Annotated in this window: 19 protein-coding genes and 2 pseudogenes; 11 read left to right on the top strand and 10 right to left on the bottom strand. The window is 70.7% G+C overall.

Annotated elements, in window-relative coordinates; genetic code table 11:
• Positions 1–2: 2 nt before the first annotated feature.
• Complete coding sequence (locus OIE75_RS16090; RefSeq protein WP_329471301.1) at positions 3–674, top strand: potassium-transporting ATPase subunit C; 672 nt, start codon at positions 3–5, stop codon at positions 672–674.
• A gap of 133 nt (positions 675–807) precedes the next feature.
• Here the strand turns inward: OIE75_RS16090 and OIE75_RS16085 are convergent, their stop codons facing one another.
• Positions 808–990 carry a hypothetical protein gene (locus tag OIE75_RS16085; RefSeq protein ID WP_329474170.1) on the bottom strand — a complete coding sequence of 61 codons (183 nt, stop codon included), beginning with the start codon at positions 988–990 and terminating at the stop codon, positions 808–810.
• A gap of 153 nt (positions 991–1,143) precedes the next feature.
• Between OIE75_RS16085 and OIE75_RS16080 the strand changes: the two genes are divergently transcribed.
• From OIE75_RS16080 to OIE75_RS16060, 5 genes are all read left to right on the top strand, one after another.
• A complete protein-coding gene (locus OIE75_RS16080) occupies positions 1,144–1,542 on the top strand; it encodes a DUF3592 domain-containing protein (protein ID WP_329471300.1) in 399 nt (132 codons plus the stop codon).
• Positions 1,543–1,595: 53 nt separating this feature from the next.
• Positions 1,596–2,069, top strand: coding sequence for a hypothetical protein (locus OIE75_RS16075; RefSeq protein WP_329471299.1), 474 nt, complete (start codon positions 1,596–1,598; stop codon positions 2,067–2,069).
• An 81-nt stretch (positions 2,070–2,150) separates the two neighbouring features.
• Positions 2,151–2,642 carry a DUF2975 domain-containing protein gene (locus OIE75_RS16070; protein WP_307013059.1) on the top strand — a complete coding sequence of 164 codons (492 nt, stop codon included), beginning with the start codon at positions 2,151–2,153 and terminating at the stop codon, positions 2,640–2,642.
• Positions 2,642–2,884, top strand: a complete 243-nt coding sequence (locus tag OIE75_RS16065; RefSeq protein WP_125492722.1) for a helix-turn-helix domain-containing protein — start codon at positions 2,642–2,644, stop codon at positions 2,882–2,884. The genes OIE75_RS16070 and OIE75_RS16065 overlap by 1 nt, the downstream gene beginning before the upstream one ends.
• Positions 2,881–4,074 carry an NAD(P)/FAD-dependent oxidoreductase gene (locus tag OIE75_RS16060; protein WP_329471298.1) on the top strand — a complete coding sequence of 398 codons (1,194 nt, stop codon included), beginning with the start codon at positions 2,881–2,883 and terminating at the stop codon, positions 4,072–4,074. The genes OIE75_RS16065 and OIE75_RS16060 overlap by 4 nt, the downstream gene beginning before the upstream one ends.
• Here the strand turns inward: OIE75_RS16060 and OIE75_RS16055 are convergent.
• Positions 4,025–4,552, bottom strand: a pseudogene (locus OIE75_RS16055) (Uma2 family endonuclease). The gene OIE75_RS16060 and the pseudogene OIE75_RS16055 overlap by 50 nt on opposite strands.
• Before the next feature lie 167 nt (positions 4,553–4,719).
• Here OIE75_RS16055 and OIE75_RS16050 point away from each other — a divergent pair.
• A complete protein-coding gene (locus tag OIE75_RS16050) occupies positions 4,720–4,890 on the top strand; it encodes a hypothetical protein (RefSeq protein ID WP_329471297.1) in 171 nt (56 codons plus the stop codon).
• Positions 4,891–4,946: 56 nt separating this feature from the next.
• Here the strand turns inward: OIE75_RS16050 and OIE75_RS16045 are convergent, their stop codons facing one another.
• From OIE75_RS16045 to OIE75_RS16030, 4 genes are all read right to left on the bottom strand, one after another.
• Positions 4,947–5,210, bottom strand: a complete 264-nt coding sequence (locus OIE75_RS16045; RefSeq protein WP_307013055.1) for a hypothetical protein — start codon at positions 5,208–5,210, stop codon at positions 4,947–4,949.
• A 201-nt stretch (positions 5,211–5,411) separates the two neighbouring features.
• The gene (locus OIE75_RS16040) at positions 5,412–5,858 is read right to left on the bottom strand and encodes a DUF7144 family membrane protein (protein WP_329471296.1); all 447 of its coding nucleotides are present in this window, start codon (positions 5,856–5,858) and stop codon (positions 5,412–5,414) included.
• Between the two features lie 29 nt (positions 5,859–5,887).
• Positions 5,888–6,361: an SHOCT domain-containing protein gene (locus tag OIE75_RS16035; protein WP_329471295.1), complete on the bottom strand. Its 474-nt coding sequence runs from the start codon at positions 6,359–6,361 to the stop codon at positions 5,888–5,890.
• Positions 6,362–6,651: 290 nt separating this feature from the next.
• The gene (locus tag OIE75_RS16030; protein ID WP_443078363.1) at positions 6,652–7,311 is read right to left on the bottom strand and encodes an HdeD family acid-resistance protein; all 660 of its coding nucleotides are present in this window, start codon (positions 7,309–7,311) and stop codon (positions 6,652–6,654) included.
• Positions 7,312–7,521: 210 nt separating this feature from the next.
• On the opposite strand from OIE75_RS16030, the gene OIE75_RS16025 reads away from it, so the two are divergent.
• Positions 7,522–8,154, top strand: a complete 633-nt coding sequence (locus tag OIE75_RS16025; RefSeq protein ID WP_329471294.1) for a potassium channel family protein — start codon at positions 7,522–7,524, stop codon at positions 8,152–8,154.
• The gene (locus OIE75_RS16020; protein ID WP_329471293.1) at positions 8,151–9,560 is read left to right on the top strand and encodes a DUF2252 domain-containing protein; all 1,410 of its coding nucleotides are present in this window, start codon (positions 8,151–8,153) and stop codon (positions 9,558–9,560) included. Before OIE75_RS16025 ends, OIE75_RS16020 begins: the two co-directional genes overlap by 4 nt.
• Positions 9,561–9,609: 49 nt before the next feature.
• On the opposite strand, the gene OIE75_RS16015 is transcribed toward OIE75_RS16020, so the two are convergent.
• The 3 genes from OIE75_RS16015 to OIE75_RS16005 all read right to left on the bottom strand — a co-directional run bounded on the left by OIE75_RS16015 (position 9,610) and on the right by OIE75_RS16005 (position 12,137).
• Positions 9,610–9,807: a hypothetical protein gene (locus OIE75_RS16015; protein ID WP_052843475.1), complete on the bottom strand. Its 198-nt coding sequence runs from the start codon at positions 9,805–9,807 to the stop codon at positions 9,610–9,612.
• A gap of 141 nt (positions 9,808–9,948) precedes the next feature.
• Positions 9,949–10,482, bottom strand: a complete 534-nt coding sequence (locus OIE75_RS16010) for a hypothetical protein (protein WP_307013047.1) — start codon at positions 10,480–10,482, stop codon at positions 9,949–9,951.
• Positions 10,479–12,137, bottom strand: coding sequence for an MFS transporter (locus tag OIE75_RS16005; RefSeq protein WP_329471292.1), 1,659 nt, complete (start codon positions 12,135–12,137; stop codon positions 10,479–10,481). The genes OIE75_RS16010 and OIE75_RS16005 overlap by 4 nt, the downstream gene beginning before the upstream one ends.
• A gap of 249 nt (positions 12,138–12,386) precedes the next feature.
• Here OIE75_RS16005 and OIE75_RS16000 point away from each other — a divergent pair.
• Positions 12,387–12,730, top strand: a pseudogene (locus OIE75_RS16000) (helix-turn-helix domain-containing protein); the annotation flags it as partial.
• Positions 12,731–12,931: 201 nt separating this feature from the next.
• Here OIE75_RS16000 and OIE75_RS15995 read toward each other — a convergent pair.
• On the bottom strand, positions 12,932–13,528 hold the full coding sequence (locus tag OIE75_RS15995; protein ID WP_329471291.1) for a TetR family transcriptional regulator: 597 nt from the start codon (positions 13,526–13,528) through the stop codon (positions 12,932–12,934).
• A gap of 94 nt (positions 13,529–13,622) precedes the next feature.
• Here OIE75_RS15995 and OIE75_RS15990 point away from each other — a divergent pair, with 94 nt between their 5' ends.
• Positions 13,623–14,666 (top strand): NAD(P)-dependent alcohol dehydrogenase, encoded by a 1,044-nt coding sequence (locus tag OIE75_RS15990; protein WP_329471290.1) that lies wholly within the window; start codon positions 13,623–13,625, stop codon positions 14,664–14,666.
• The last annotated feature ends 390 nt before the right edge of the window (positions 14,667–15,056 follow it).

Raw genomic sequence — 15,056 nt, 5'->3', positions numbered from 1 at the left:
CCATGAACACCTCCCTCACCAACACCGCCCGGCTGCTCGGCGCGGGCCTGCGCGCCCTGCTCGTGCTGACCCTCGTCACCGGCGTCATCTACCCGCTGGCCGTCACCGGCATCGCCCAGGGACTCTTCTCCGGCAAGGCGAACGGCTCCGAGATCGAGTCGCACGGCAAGGTCGTCGGCTCGTCCCTGATCGGCCAGGCGTACAACCTGCCGCTCAAGAAGGGCCAGGAGACCCCGGAGCCCGACCTCAAGTGGTTCCAGGGCCGCCCGCAGAACGGCCTCGGCAGCAACAGCGTCAACACCCAGTACAAGCTCGTCCTGTCCGGCGCCACCAACCGCGCCGCCGACAACGCCGAGCTGGTCCAGTGGGTCAAGGACGCCAAGGCCGCCGTCGTCAAGGACAACTCCGTGCCCGGTCACCCGGTCCGTCCCTCGGACGTGCCCGCGGACGCCGTCACCTCCTCCGGCTCCGGCCTGGACCCGGCCATCTCCCCGAAGTACGCCGACCTCCAGGTCCACCGCGTCGCCGAGCGGAACGGCCTGCCCGCCGACCGGGTCCAGAAGCTGGTCGACGAGCACACCGAGGGCCGCACCCTCGGCTTCATGGGCGAGCCCCGGGTGAACGTCCTCGAACTCAACATCGCCCTCAAGGACCTCGCGGCGGCCGACCGCTGACGGCCTCAGGCGCACGCCGTCGGAGCCGGCCGCCCGAACCTTCCTTGGGCCTGTGACGCGCGGTGTCCGCGATGCGGCACGCCGACGGGGGCCGGGGCGACGACCCCGGCCCCCGTCGGGGCGTGTGCCAAGCCTAGAAATAATGCTTGCGGCCGCCCACGGCCCGCCCGGTCGCCCCGAGAATCCACAGGACCGCACCGACCACGATGAGGATTCCGCCGATCGTGGTCAGCAGTCCGATGCCGACGAGCAGTCCGATGATGAGCAGAATGAGCCCAATGAGAATCATTGCGAATCCGATCTGTCGAGTCTCCACGAGGCGCTCGGGCCCCCTGACGGAAGGTCCGTAGCGTCTTCTGTTTCGTCAGCCTCGATACGGTGGAGGTTGTGTAGCGTTGCTCCCTCCGTGTGCCCTGCCATGACGGGCACATGCCCGGAGAACGCGGTCGGGCCGGGAGAGGAGGCGAACGTGTGGTCGACGCTCCTGCTTCTCGCCGGTCTCGCCGTCGTCGGTGCCGGAATCCACGAGGCCGTGCTCCAGCGCCGCCTCCGCCGCGCGGGGACGCGCGTCGACGGCCTGGTGGTCCGCCACCACCGGAGCACCGGCACGAGGGGGGAGGGCGTCACCTACACCGCGGTGGTGGAGTTCACCGACGCGCAGGGCTGTTCGCACCAGTTCCAGGCCAGGACCTCCGGCGTCAAACGTCTCCCCGTGGGCGGCCGGGCACCGGTGCGCTACCTCCCCGGCGCCCCGAGCACGGCACGCGTCGACCTGACCGGGAAGCGGGTCGAGAGCGTCGTACTTCCCTTGGGGGCGGGCGGTTTGTTCACCGCGGTGGCGATCTGGATGCTGCTCGGCGGCCGTTGAGGCGTCCCCTCCCGGCCCGGCCTCTGTCAGTGGGCGCAACTAGCGTCCAGGCCATGGGTATTCAGGTGGACGTGGTGGCGGCCTGTCCGGTCAACGACGAGATGGAGCGCGTGCTCGGGCTGGCGGAGGCGGTCGGCGAGCCGGTCACGGTGACGTTCATGTGGGAGGGCGGTCGCGCCACCGAGCGCGCCGTACTCGTGCCCGCGGCCACGCTGGCGCTGTGGGAGCACTGGGCCCCCGAGGCATATCCGAGGCGTGAGGCCCCGGACGAGGGTGAGGCGGGAGACGAGGGGCTGGAACTGGCCCACCCGGAGGAGTTCGGCCCGTTCACCCTCTTCCGCCGTCGCGTGGGCAGGCGTACGGCGGTCGCTCGCGCAGGCGTGGTCGTCGCCGAGCTGCTGCCCCCTGAGGAGGCGCACTGGCTCGAAGAGCGGGCGCGCGATGTCCGTCAGGGCTTCATGGACCCGAAACAGAAGGCGGCGTTCGAGGAGTTCCTCGCGCGGCAGCCGCCCGTCGGTGAGCAGTGAGGCGGCGTCGGAAGACCTCCTGTTGCCGTCATCTATCGAATCACGATAGATTCACATCGCGATTCGATTGAAGGAGTGGTGATGGGAAAGCTGACCGTGCTCGCGCTGCGCGCCGTACTCGCGGCGCTGCTCGCCGGGTCGGTGTTCGTCCAGACGGTGATGGCGGCCCTGCTGGCGTCCGACCTGGACGGCGGTGACCTGGCGGACCGGCGGGTGCCGATCGTCGTGATCGTGGTCCTGGGCGTCCTGACGGTGGAGGCCGTCCTGCTGAGCACATGGCGTCTGGTGACCATGGTGCGCAGGGGCACGGTGTTCTCCCACGCCGCCTTCCGGTACGTGCACGTCGTGATGGGCGCGTTCGCCGCCGCCGGGGTGCTCGTCTGCGCGCTCGGCGTCGTACTCGCACCGGGCGAGGCGGTGGCGCCGGGCGTCGTGCTCCTTCTCGGCGGCGTCGCCCTCGCGGCCTTCGGGGTCGCGCTCGTCGTCCTGGTGATGCGGGTGCTGCTCGCCCAGGCGGTCGCGCGCGACGCCGAGGCGTCGCAGATGCAGGCCGAGCTCAGCGGGGTGATCTGATGGCCATCGTCGTCGACATCGACGTGATGCTGGCCCGCCGCAAGATGGCCGTGGGCGAGCTGGCCGAGCGCGTGGGCATCACCCCCGCCAACCTGGCGGTCCTCAAGAACGGCCGCGCCAAGGCGGTGCGCCTGTCCACACTCGACGCGCTCTGCGCAGCACTCGACTGCCAGCCGGGGGACCTGCTCCGCTGGGAGGCCGACGACCGGGTGGACGCGACCGTCCCGGACCAGCCCCGGTGAACGGCCTCGGAGCCACGGCCGAGGCCGACGTCCTGGTGGTCGGCGCGGGACTGGCCGGCCTGCACACGGCCACACTCCTCGCCCGTAAGGGCCACGACGTGGTCCTGGCCGAACGCCGCGCAAGCCCCGCCTCCGCGATCCGCACCACCGGCATCTTCGTCCGCAAGACACTCGACGACTTCCCGCTCCCGCCCGACTGCCTCGGCCCACCGATCCGGCGCGTCCTGCTCTACCCCCCGAACCTGCGCCGCCCGGTCGGCCTGGTCAGCGGACGTGACGAGTACCGCGTGGGAGACATGGGCCCGCTCTACACGCGGGCGGCCGAGGACGCGGCGGCGTCCGGCGTACGCATGGCGCTGAGCACCCGCTACGTCGGCCGCACCGGCACCACCTTCCACCTCGCCGGACGCGAGCGCCCCACGACGCTCCGGGCCCGCTTCGTCGTAGGTGCCGACGGCGCCCGCTCACGCGTCTCCCACGACCTGGGCCTCGACCGCAACCACCACCTGCTGGTCGGCGCGGAGGAAGTCTTCGCCCTGTCCGCAACCGGCGACGAGCCACCGACGTTCCACTGCGTGCTGGACCCGTCCTACGCCCCCGGCTACCTCGCCTGGGTGGTCAACGACGGCCGGCACGCCCACGTCGGCGTCGCGGGCTACGCCGACCGCTTCCCCCACGGCCTCCGCCGCACCATGGAACGCTTCAGCGCCGCGGCTCCCGGTCTGACCGGCGTAACCCGCCCCGACGCGGTGGAACGACGCGGCGGCCCGATCCCCGTCGGCGGCGTCCTCCGCCGGATCAGCTGCCCGGACGGCCTCCTCGTGGGCGACGCGGCCGGCGCGGTGTCCCCGCTCACGGCGGGCGGCCTGGACCCGTGCCTCCGCCTGTCGGAGCACGCGGCCACGGTCCTGGACACGGCACTGCGCACGGGGGACCGGGGCGCGCTGCGCACCTACGACGGATCAGCCCTGCGCACCGACTTCCGCGGCCGCCTGATGCTCCGCGGGGCACTGTCCCAACTCCGCACCCCGGCGGCAGCGACGGCGGCGTTCCCTCTCCTCCGGAGCCGCTTCGGCAGGGCGGTGGCCGGCAGGGTCCTCTTCGGCGACAGGTCGTTTCCGACGCCGGGGGAGGCCGAGGTCAGAGCCGGCCGAGATCGATCTCCACGGCGAAGGGAGCGGCAACCCTGACGACACCGGTGAACATGTCGCTGGTCCGGTAGCTGCTGGTCGCCGGGTCGAGGACGTAGGTGTGGATCAGCGGCACGCCCGTTGCGGTCTGCTCGATGCGCCAATGGAAGGCGACGCCGGCCTCGGCGAACTGGTCCACCTTCACGCGGCGCTCGGCGGTCTCCGACCCCGGCGAGACGATCTCGGCCACCAGCAGCACGTTGCTCGGGGCGGGTGGGTGTCACGTCGATGGTCTCCGCGCGGTAGACCACGACATGTGGGCGCCGGTTGGTGAGCGGCACGTCCTGGAGACGGACGTCGGAGTCCGTGTCGGCGTTCCAGCCCGGTCCGGCCGCGGCGTCCAGGGCGTTGGCCAGGATCCGCGCGATGCGGCGGGGCCGCTTGGGTACGCGCCGGGACTCACGACGACCCTTCCGTCCACGACCTCGATCCCCGCACACTGCTCCTCGGACCAGGTCGCTGTCACCCACGTCCCCATCAGATGCCGCAGACTCGCTACGGCAGACGATCTTCAGGATGCGTCGGCGTAGGCGAGGTGCGCGCCACAGACGGACGTCGGTGTGCGCTTCCACAAGAGCTGCTCCGGCGGCCCCGGCTATCGCCCACGCACCCTCAGCGAAGAGGGCCCAGCACGCGGTGCGGCTGGTGCGCGTCTCCTACGAGGAGACCACGCCCGTCACCACCCTCGACCAGGGACGCGAGTCGGCCTACGAACCCGAGCGCATCTTCGGCGGCTGGATACCGGCCCGCGTTGATGTCAGACGTGGATGTCAGAAGGGGGCCACCCCCGAAATTTCGGGGGTGGGCCCCTTCTGAACTGGTGCCCCCGGCAGGATTCGAACCTGCGACACCCGCCCGCGTGGACCGTGGCGTCACCCCTGTCGTCGTGCGTGCCGGTTCGACCGTCGGCGCACGGTGAAGACACAGGCGAGGATGCCGAGGGCCCAGGCGATCAGGAGGGCACCCCACAGCGGCATGGTCACCATGGGGATGAGGAGGCGGATCTCGACACTCGAACGGTTCTCGAAGATGAAGATGAGAGCGATCGCGGTGATCAGGGTGAAGGGTATGAGGCGGCGGACAGTGGGGCGGGAAAGGAATGACTTGTGCGCCTTGTCTGTGGTTGCCTGAGTCATGGGTGTCTCTCCATCTCATTGCCCCCAAGTCCAGCGTTCCCTCGGGGGGCACGGGTCGCGCCACGGGAGGGACCACAGCAGCAGGGAGATGCGGGCGAGAGCGGTGCCGCCCTCGGCCGCGGGCGGTACGCCGCTCCCGCGCTGCCGGCTCGTGTCCGTGCCTCGTGCACCCACGTGTCGCTCTTTCGCTCTGTCACACGTCTAGTCCGGGGTGCGTTCCCCGGACAGGTCGTAGAGGTTGCCGCCGGGCTTGATCACGCTCAGGGCCCAGATGATGAAGCCCGACATGGTGATCATCACGACGGACCACAGCGGGTAGTACGGCATGGAGAGGAAGTTGGCGAGGATCACGAGTGCGGCGATGACCACGCCGGACACGCGCGCCCATGTCGCGATCTTGAGCAGCCCGGCGCTGATGATCACAGCGAGTACGCCCAGGACGAGGTGGATCCAGCCCCAGCTGGTGAGGTCGAACTGGAAGACGTAGTCGGGCGTGGTGACGAAGACGTCGTCCTCGGCGATGGCCATGATCCCCCGGAGGATGTCGAGGAGGCCGACGAGCAGGAGCATGACGGCGGCGAAGACGGTCAGGCCGGTCGCCCACGCCTGCCTCGACGAGTGTGTCGGCCGGGGGTGTGTGGCGGTCATGTGCGCCTCGGTTCGTGGCGTGCGGATGGTCAGCGGGTGGACGGGCCGGTTGTGGTGGGGGCGTGGCCCGCGTGTTCCGCCGGGCCGTGGCCGCTCAGGACCAACTCCTTCGCCCTCTGGAACTCCTCGTCCGTGATGGCACCCTGATCCCGGATCTCGGAGAGCCGGGCCAGTTCGTCGACGCTGGTGCGCTGCCCGCCGCTCGCGGTTTTCCTGATGTACTCGTTGAACTCCTCCTGACGGGCGCGGGCGTGCGCCGTCTCCCGGTGGCCCATGTTCTTCCCGCGTGCGATGACGTAGACGAATACGCCGAGGAAGGGCAGGAGGAGGCAGAACACCAGCCAGCCGGCCTTGGCCCAGCCGCTCAGCCGGTCGTCGCGGAAGATGTCACCGATGATTCGGAAGAGCAGGACGAACCACATGATCCACAGGAAGACCAGAAGCATGGTCCAGAACATGCTGAGCAGCGGATAGTCGTACGCCAGGAAGGTCTGCGCGTTCATGTCCGTCCTCCGCCCCGGGCGTGCCCGGCCGTCGTTGCGTGCTGACCTCAGGGTGGTCACCGGGCTCAGCGCGCGGCATCACCCGGCACGGGTGAGTTGGCTGCGGGGCCGGCCGGCCGGGGCCCTGCCCGGAACCACGGCACTCGTTCATGAGGCGTTCGGTGCGTCGACGGAGGTGCCGGTCCGGCGGCCGCCGCCAGGACCGCGGGGGAGCGGTCCGCAGGTCCACCGGAGTCAGGCGATCCGGCCGGGGTGGTCGGGGCGTCGACGTTCCTTCCACCGGTCCGCGGTCAGGTCATGGCAGCGGGCGTGCCTGTTTTCGGAGGGCGTGCCCCGCGCGACGCGGACCGCCACCCCAGGGCGACCACCGCCTCGGCCAGACCGAGCAGGACCAGCCACAGGCCGAGAAGCCGGGTCAGGGCGCGGGCCGATTCCGGGGGCAGCGCGAGGACGACGATCCCGGCGACGACCGCGAGTACCGCCATCCCCATGACGAGGCCGCGGTGCGGCAGGTTCTCGGTGACCAGGGCGGCGTAGAGGGTGAGGATGCCGGACACCAGCCATACCATGCCGACGATCAGCGACAGCGCGGCGATGGTCTGTAGCGGGTTGCGCAGACACAGCACCCCGGCCAGCACGTACAGCACGGCCAGCAGGAGCCCGGGCAGCCGCTCGTGTCCCTCCCGCGCGAAGACGGCTACGAACCGGAACACACCGGTCAGCAGCAGGTACAGACCGATGAGGACGGCCAGGACATGCAGGGTCGCCTCCGGCCAGACCAGGACCAGGACGCCCGGGACCAGCGTGGCGACGGCCGATCCCATGAGCCAGGTCCAGGATCGGCCGAGCCGGGTGAGGACGTGCGCAGGGTCGTCCACGGCTCCCGGGACCGCCCTGCCGGGCCCGCCACCCCGGCCGGGAGGTTCCGCCGCGTCTCGGGGCACGGTCATGGCGCCTCCTCGTGGACCGGCCGGTCGTCGCCGGACCGCCCGATGGGGGCGGTCGGTGAGCGCCCGACTCGTACGTGTCCGTTCCAGGGTCAGGGCCGGCGCTGGGGGCCGGGGTCACCCGTGAGGGGTGATCCCGGCCTGCCGGCGAGGCAGTGAGGTGGGATTCGGGAACATCCGCCCACGGGCCCGGACGAGACGAAGAGACGTGAGATGAGCGATACGACCTCGGGAGGCAGCGGGGGCCGCACCTCGTCTGGACCGCCCCCACGTGGCGGGCTCCGTTCTCGCCGAGCCGCCGGCGCGGTCGCGGTCGCGCGCGCTGTGTCCGTCGCCGTCGGGCTCGTCACCGCCTACTACCTGCTGCCCCTGGACGAGCGGCTCACGGCCGGTACGTCGGTGCTGCTGGTGTGCGGCCTGCTCGTGGTCCTCCTGGTGTTCTGCTGGGAAGTGCGGGCCATCGCGCGTTCCCCTCATCCGCGTCTGAGAGCCGTCGAGGGACTGGCCGCGACGCTGGTGCTCTTCCTGGTCCTCTTCGCCGGCTCCTACTACCTGCTGGAGCGCTCCGCGCCCGGCTCGTTCAGCGAGCCGCTGAACAGGACGGACGCGCTGTACTTCGCCCTGACCACGTTCGCCACCGTCGGCTTCGGCGACATCACGGCCCGCTCTCAGACGGGGCGGGTGCTCACGATGGCGCAGATGGCGGGAGGGCTGCTGCTCGTCGGTGTCGCCGCCCGAGTGCTCGCGAGCGCGGTGCAGGCGGGGCTGAACCGCCGGCGCCGGGAGCCGACGGCTGCGCCGAGCTCCGGGGCCGGGCCCGTGGAAGAACCGGAGGCCGGACCATGACGATACCCAGCGCCTTCACCGCCGCCCTGCCGCCGGCCGAGCGAGCCGCGTACGGCAGGAAGGCCCGTAAGCGGGCCTCGCGTTCGTGCCACGGCTGGTACGAGACGGGGCAACGGAGGAGCGACCCGGTCGACCTGCTGGAGCGCCAGTCCGGTGAGCGCGTCCCGGCCTTGGTGCCGATCCGTTACGGACGCATGCTGGAGTCGCCGTTCCGCTTCTATCGCGGTGCGGCGGCGATCATGGCGGCGGACCTGGCGCCCCTGCCCAGCAGCGGACTCCAGGTTCAGCTGTGCGGGGACGCGCACCCGTTGAACTTCCGGCTGCTGGCCTCACCGGAGCGTCGCCTCGTCTTCGACATCAACGACTTCGACGAGACGCTGCCCGGCCCTTTCGAATGGGACGTCAAACGTCTTGCGGCCGGGTTCGTGATCGCGGCCCGGGCGAACGGCTTCTCGACCAAGGAGCAGAACCGCACCGTACGGGCCTGTGTGCGGGCCTACCGGGAGCGCATGCGGGAGTTCGCCGGGATGCCGACCCTGGACATCTGGTACGCCCAGGAGGACGCCGACCACGTACGGCAACTGCTGGCGACGGAGGCCGCGGGGAAAGCGGAGCACCGGCTCAGGGACGCTGCTGTGAAAGCACGCACACGTACCCACACGAGAGCGTTCGCGAAGCTCACCCGCGTCACGGCCGAAGGCCGGCGCATCACCCCCGACCCGCCGCTGATCACCCCGCTCGGCGATCTGCTCACCGACCCGGCCGAGGCCGGCCGGGAGGAGGAACTGCGGTCCCTCGTGAACGGCTACGCACGGTCCCTGCCGCCCGAGCGCCGGCACCTGCTGCGTCACTACCGTCTGGTGGACATGGCTCGCAAGGTGGTCGGTGTCGGCAGCGTCGGCACCCGCTGCTGGGTCCTGCTCCTGCTCGGCAGGGACGACGACGACCCCCTGCTGCTCCAGGCCAAGGAAGCCTCGGAATCGGTGCTGGCGGCCCACACGGGCGGCGAACGCCACGACAACCAGGGGCGCAGGGTCGTGACCGGCCAACGCCTGATCCAGACCACCAGCGACATCTTCCTCGGCTGGACGCACGTCACCGGCCTCGACGGAAAGGGCCGGGACTTCTACGTGCGCCAGCTGTGGGACTGGAAGGGCATCGCGCGGCCGGAGACCATGGGACCCGACCTGCTCTCCCTCTTCGCCCGGCTGTGCGGGGCCTGCCTTGCGCGGGCCCACGCCCGCTCCGGCGACCCCGTCGCGCTCGCCGCGTATCTGGGTGGCAGCGACCGTTTCGACCGCGCGCTCACCGAGTTCGCCCAGTCCTACGCCGACCAGAACGAACGCGACCATGAAGCCCTGCGGGCGGCCTGCAGCTCCGGCAGGGTTACGGCCGCCCGGTTGTGAGGCCGACCCGGGAACGGCGAGCCGGCCCGGCACACACCGCCGGTCGGCGTCATTGTGGAAGCTGCCGCATCTCCATGACGCGCAGGCCCAGTGACTGGCAGCGGGTGAGCAACCCGTACAGATGGGCCTCGTCGATCACTGTGCCGAACAGGACGGTCTGGCCGGACATGACGACGTGCTCCAGTTCCGGGAACGCGTTGGCCAGCGTCTCCGACAGGTGTCCCTCGATACGGATCTCGTAGCGCACGAGCGGTCCTTCCACCGGACGGGCTCGGGACGCCGTCCGGGGCTTCGGGGCGGACGGTGTTCTCGCTGACGATCCTGCGCCTCGTCGCCCTCCGGCGCCCTCACCCGGTGCAGGTGACTCCGGCCGCAGTGCCCGTGGCTTTCAGTGCGTCACCGCGATCTTGACGACGACGATCACCAGACCGAGGAGTACGTTGACCGTCGCGGTGGTGGCCACCAGCCGTCGCGAGGCGCCCGCGCGGTGCGCCGCGGCGACGGACCAGCCCACCTGTCCGGCGACGGCGACGGACAGCGCCAGCCACAGGGTGCCCTGGACGTCCAGCCCCAGCACGGGACTGACGGCGATCGCCGCGGCCGGAGGCACGGCGGCCTTCACGATCGGCCACTCCTCGCGGCACACACGCAGGATCACCCGACGGTCCGGAGTGCGCCGCGCGAGACGCGCTCCGAACAACTCGGCGTGGACGTGGGCGATCCAGAACACCAGGCTGGTGAGCAACAGCAGCAGAACCAGTTCGGCGCGGGGGAACGAGCCCAGGGTGCCGGCGCCGATCACGACGGAGGCCGCGAGCATGGAGCCGTAGACACCGCCTGTGTAGTCCGCGTGGGCCCGGTGTGCGGCCCGCCGCTCCCGCCGGTCCGCAGACCGTCCGGCCCTGGTCTCGCCCGCGGTCACCTGTGTCTCCTCCACGCTCGGCCCGTCGGTCCGACCGGCCCGGTTGTCCGGGGCCCGGCAACGGGTTCGGGTTCGGGCGGGCGGCCTGCCCGGGCGGTCGGAAGACGCGCGGTGACCAGGAAACTCGCGAGCGCGATGCCGCCCGTGGCCAGGATCGCCGCCTTCAGCCCGTCCAACTGGGCGGAGGCGTAGGAGTCCGCCACGGCGTCGACCTCGGACGGCGGCAGCCCGGCCTCCTCGGCCGCGGAACGCACCTGCTCGGTCGGGACGAAGGTGATGCCGGCCTCCAGACGGACCCCGACCTCGTCCCGGGCGGCCGGGGACAGCCGGGGGTCGTCCGCGACCTGGGTGGTGAAGGCGCCTGCCAGGGCGCCGACCAGGATCGAGCCGATGAGCGCGGTGCCCAGCGACGAGCCCAGATTCTGGGCCGTGAACTGCAGCCCTCCGGCCTCGCTGCGCTCCTCCTCACCGACACCGGACTGCACGACGTTGCCGAGCTGCGAGGCGAGCAGACCGACGCCCACGCCCAGCACGGCCATGGCCCCGGCGAACTGCGCGTCGTCGATGACCGGGTCGATCGTGGCCAGCAGCCACACCACGGCCGCGGCGAGAATCACCAGGGCCAGCCGCACCACCCGGCGCGGTCCCATCCTGCGCCCCAGCGCGGACCCGCACAGGGAGGTCACCAGCATGGTGGCCGACACCGGCAGCAGGCGCAGCCCTGTCTGGAAGGCGTTGAAGCCCTGCACCACCTGGAGGTAGAGCGGGATGGCGAAGAACAGGCCGAGGAGGATGAGGTTCTGGCTGAGCAGCGTCGTCAGACCGGCCCGCAGTACGGGCCTGCCCAGCAGGGACAGATGCACCAGAGGGTCGGCGCCCCGGGTCTCCCGCCGCCGTTCCCATCCCCGGAACAGGGCCAGCACGGCGATTCCGGCGCCGACGACGAACAGGGTGGGGGAGAAGCCAAGGACGGTGAAGGGAGGGTTGCGGGGCTCGACCCAGCCCCAGGTGCTGCTCTGCAGCACCCCGAGCACGCCCAGCCCCAGCCCGGCGGCGGAGAGCGCCGCGCCGAGCCCGTCCAGCCGGGGGCGTTTCGCGGCCGGGGCGGGCGTCGCGATCACCCGTCGGCACAGCAGCACGGCCACGACGACGAGTACCTCACCGGCGAAGACCAGCCGCCAGGTGAGGTAGGTCGTCATCCAGCCGCCCAGCAGCGGGCCGACCGCGATCCCGGCGCCGGCGAGCCCGCCGATGACCGCGTAGGCGACGGCCCGGTCCCGTCCGCGGTACGCCTCCGCGACCAGCGCGGCCATGGCCGGCAGCACCATGGCGGCCCCGAGCCCTTCGACGACGGACCAGCCCAGCGTGAGGACCCACAGCGTGGGCGCCACGGCCGTCACGGCCGAGCCGACCCCGTACACGGCCAGTCCCGCGAGGAACATGCGGCGCCGGCCCAGAATGTCCCCGAGCCGGCCACCGATGAGCATGAACGCCGCCATGACCAGCGCGTACAGGGTGATGACGGCCTGGATGGCGGTGACCTCCGTGTCGAAGTCCTCGACCAACTGGCTGATCGACACGTTCATCACGGAGGTGTCCAGAACCATCAGGAACTGGGCCGTACCGAGGACTGCCAGGGCCCGCCAGTGCTTCACGTCGTCTCACCTCGCCGGGTCGGACCGGTGCGCTGCGGCACGTTCCTCCATCCCACCCCGGCGGTGGCGCCCCGTGCCTCACCCCTCGCGGGGGAGGTGACGCCAGCAGCCCCGCTGCCGCCGCAAGAAGGTGGCAGACCGAGGCAGACCGAGGCGGACCGAGAGGGAAGCGCGAGCCGTGTGCTCGGGTACGGATCGCCCAACGGGTCGGCGCCCGCATCGGCCGGTGCCCGGGCCCTGCCGTCGGTCGTGCTCACACTCCTCACTCCAGCGGCCTCGCCCCCTCGGCGTACTCGGGCCGTGCTTGCGGTGCTGGCGGGTGCGACGGTGACGGAGGTCGCCGCTCAGCTGGGGGTTTCCCGGCAGACGGTGAGCGGGTGGAAGTCCCGGTATGCCGCTGAAGGGCCGGCGGGTCTGGCGGACCGGTCGCGCAGGCCGGGGTCGTGTCCGCATCAGGCTTCTGCCGAGGTGGAGGCTGCCGTCTGTGAGCTGCGGCGCAAGCACCCGAGGTGGGGTCCGCGGCGGCTCGCGTTCGTGCTGGAGCGGCCCGGGCCGTCACGCCGGTGCCGTCGCGGATGCGCCTGACCAGAATCCGATACACGGTGCGTGCACACGTGCGGGGTTCAGTGCCCTGCCTGTGTTGATGAGGGCCTCTGGAATCGGCCAGGGCTACGCGTCGCCTCACTTGCTTCGCCCCTCAACCGAGTGGGGAGCGAAGACGAGCGCCTCGCAGGGGAAGTCCGGTCTCGCCCGCTCGCGGGGTGTGCGGGCTGCATCGAACCGTCGTGGTGCGCTCAGGCTCCCCGGTCCGGGGCGACGGCGCGGCTTACGCAGTCTCGGAGCAGGGTGCGGCGCTGGTCGTGCACGCTCGTGGGCTCCTGGGTGGAGGCGGCGTAGACGTTGCTCACCGGAGACCAGGCCATGGACATGGCGATGACCATGGCCATCACGTCAAAGGGGTCTCCCTGTCTGATGCGCCCGGCGGCCTGGGCCTCTGCGATGGCGCGGAGTTTGTGGTCGTCGTAGCGGTCGTGGTCCGCCACGAGATACCCGGTCGGGCGCCTCTCCAGGCGCGCCCAGGTCGCGAGGCGGATCAGATCGGGGCGGCTGAGGTACTCGTCGTAGAGGCGCACCGCCCAGTCGGCGAGGTCCATGGCGTCGATGGGGACGACATTGGTGATCCGCTCCAGTGAGGCGAAGAAGATCGCGTCGAAGAGCTGTTCCTTGTTGCCGAAGTAGCCGTAGAGCTGTGCCTTGTTGGTGCGTGCGGAAGCGATGATCCGCTCGATGCGCGCACCGGCGATGCCGTACTGGGCGAATTCCTGGGTGGCGGCGTCGACGATGCGCTGGTAGGTCGCGGCACCTCGGCTGCTGGCTGGCTGGTCAGGCATATCCGGACCTTAACAGACAGACTCGTCTGTTTGCTTCTTGGCTCGCACGCCTCTATCGTCAAATAGACCGAACAGTCTGTCTTAGGAGTCAGAGATGCGTTCTACGACCGGATGGCAGGCGGACAGCGTGACGCGGACTCTGCGCCGCGCTGCGCTGGAGCGCCGGGACCTGCGCCCGGACGACATCGCGGTACGTGTCGACTACTGCGGTGTCTGCCACACAGACCTCCACGCGCTGCAGGCGCACGAGAGCGACGCGAACGGCGTGCTCGTACCCGGGCATGAATTCACAGGCGTGGTAACCGAGGTCGGCAGCGCGGTTTCCGGCTTTTCCCCAAGTGATCCCGTGGCTGTCGGCAACATCGTCGACTCGTGCGGCATGTGCCGCATGTGCCAGGCCGGCCAGGAGAACTTCTGCCGTGAGTTCCCGACACTGACCTACGGCGGAGCCGACCGGCAGGACGGGTCGACCACGCTGGGCGGGTACTCCCGCGAGTACGTCGTGAGCCATCAGTTCGCCTACCCTCTCCCTGCGGGCCTCGACGCGGCCGCCACAGCCCCCTTGCTCTGCGCCGGCGTCACCGTCTGGGAACCGCTGCAGGCGCTCGGAGTGGGCCCGGGCAGTACCGTCGCCGTGGCCGGACTGGGCGGCCTGGGACACCTCGCGGTCAAGATGGCGACCTCACTCGGCGCCACGACCTCCGTCATCAGCCAGACCCCGGACAAGGCTGACGAAGCGCGCAGTCTGGGGGCGCAGGGATTCGTCGTGTCCACCGACCCCAAGCAGATGGAAGCGGTCCGCGACCAGTTCGATGTGGTCATCGACACCATCTCCGTCCCACACGACCTGGCTCCGTACCTGCGTGCAACGGCCATGGACGGCACCCTCAGCCAGCTCGGCCACCTCGGACCAGTCACCGTGAAAACCATGGACCTGCTCATCGGCCGCAAGAAGCTCAGCTCAGCCGGCAGCGGCGGCCGCCCGTCGACCGCTGCCATGCTGCACTTCTGCGCCGAGCACGGCATTGCCGCCGATATCGAGCTGCTCCCGTCGTCCCAGGTGAACAGGGCTCTCGAACGCCTGGAGCGCAACGACGTCCGCTACCGCTTCGTGCTCGACATGTCCGACCTGGACTGACCGACGGCGCGGCTTGTCCAACGGCAAGTCCGGCGATAACCACGAGAGCCGCCCGGACGCAGGACCACCTTGGCAGTCGCCCTCTACTCGACCGCGCTGATCATTTTCCTGCCGTAGCGGGATGGAACGTTGGTCAGCGGCAGATCCCCGGGCTTCATGGCGCGCGGAAGACTGGTCAGTCCGCATGCGGCCGCCCGTAGGTCGACCGACTGCCGTCATCTACTGCCGTCAAAGGCCCCGGACCATGATCGATCCGGGGCCTTTCGCCTGGTGCCCCCGGCAGGATTCGAACCTGCGACACCCGCTTTAGGAGATTTCTCTGGGCGGGGCTGTGACCTGGGAAATGTTGGCTACAGGTGGTCTGGCCAGGGAAACACGCCTCCGTAGTTC

Origin of the sequence: Streptomyces sp. NBC_01723, from assembly GCF_036246005.1 — a bacterium.
Classification (GTDB): domain Bacteria; phylum Actinomycetota; class Actinomycetes; order Streptomycetales; family Streptomycetaceae; genus Streptomyces.
This window is presented reverse-complemented; position numbering and strand designations above follow the sequence as displayed.

What these genes read in the sequence shown, in the direction of transcription:
- OIE75_RS16030 (WP_443078363.1), bottom strand. Translation starts at nt 7,311, where the DNA reads ATGACCGTGCCCCGAGACGCGGCGGAACCTCCCGGCCGGGGTGGCGGG.
- OIE75_RS15990 (WP_329471290.1), top strand. Translation starts at nt 13,623, where the DNA reads ATGCGTTCTACGACCGGATGGCAGGCGGACAGCGTGACGCGGACTCTG.
- OIE75_RS16045 (WP_307013055.1), bottom strand. Translation starts at nt 5,210, where the DNA reads ATGACTCAGGCAACCACAGACAAGGCGCACAAGTCATTCCTTTCCCGC.
- OIE75_RS16040 (WP_329471296.1), bottom strand. Translation starts at nt 5,858, where the DNA reads ATGACCGCCACACACCCCCGGCCGACACACTCGTCGAGGCAGGCGTGG.
- OIE75_RS16090 (WP_329471301.1), top strand. Translation starts at nt 3, where the DNA reads ATGAACACCTCCCTCACCAACACCGCCCGGCTGCTCGGCGCGGGCCTG.
- OIE75_RS16065 (WP_125492722.1), top strand. Translation starts at nt 2,642, where the DNA reads ATGGCCATCGTCGTCGACATCGACGTGATGCTGGCCCGCCGCAAGATG.
- OIE75_RS16025 (WP_329471294.1), top strand. Translation starts at nt 7,522, where the DNA reads ATGAGCGATACGACCTCGGGAGGCAGCGGGGGCCGCACCTCGTCTGGA.
- OIE75_RS16020 (WP_329471293.1), top strand. Translation starts at nt 8,151, where the DNA reads ATGACGATACCCAGCGCCTTCACCGCCGCCCTGCCGCCGGCCGAGCGA.
- OIE75_RS16070 (WP_307013059.1), top strand. Translation starts at nt 2,151, where the DNA reads ATGGGAAAGCTGACCGTGCTCGCGCTGCGCGCCGTACTCGCGGCGCTG.
- OIE75_RS16075 (WP_329471299.1), top strand. Translation starts at nt 1,596, where the DNA reads ATGGGTATTCAGGTGGACGTGGTGGCGGCCTGTCCGGTCAACGACGAG.
- OIE75_RS16035 (WP_329471295.1), bottom strand. Translation starts at nt 6,361, where the DNA reads ATGAACGCGCAGACCTTCCTGGCGTACGACTATCCGCTGCTCAGCATG.
- OIE75_RS15995 (WP_329471291.1), bottom strand. Translation starts at nt 13,528, where the DNA reads ATGCCTGACCAGCCAGCCAGCAGCCGAGGTGCCGCGACCTACCAGCGC.